Source organism: Pseudoalteromonas sp. S1612 (assembly GCF_005887175.1).
Classification (GTDB): Bacteria; Pseudomonadota; Gammaproteobacteria; order Enterobacterales; family Alteromonadaceae; genus Pseudoalteromonas; species Pseudoalteromonas undina.
This window is the reverse complement of sequence record NZ_PNDH01000212.1, coordinates 1-283: the sequence shown is the minus strand read 5'-3', so window position 1 is coordinate 283 and position 283 is coordinate 1. Positions and strand designations below refer to the sequence as shown.

The following is a 283-nucleotide window of genomic DNA, read 5'->3' as shown; positions in this document are numbered from 1 at the left end:
GAGTCATACCATCTTGACGGAACTCATCAGGCGTTTCTGCTCCCTCTTCTTTGCGGTATTCAATACCTGCAGCAAAACAGATAAACTCATCATTAAGAGTAAAAGGTAACTCACCAGATAAAACACTATTTACTACATACTGTTTAATAACCCCGGTTTGGCCAGTAGAAATACCAATATAATCAACTGCCTCATCAGAAAAACCTGTCACACCCGCTAAAACTAACTCACTGTCAGTTGTGCCAAATGGGTTAATATGCACTCATCCTTGCCAACTAACTGT

At 40.3% G+C, this 283-nt stretch carries 1 protein-coding gene; it reads right to left on the bottom strand.

Going from position 1 to position 283, the window contains the following annotated elements; genetic code table 11:
• On the bottom strand, positions 1-262 hold a 262-nt coding region (locus CWB78_RS18745; RefSeq protein ID WP_138596876.1), incomplete at its 3' end, for a hypothetical protein.
• Positions 263-283 lie beyond the last annotated feature (21 nt).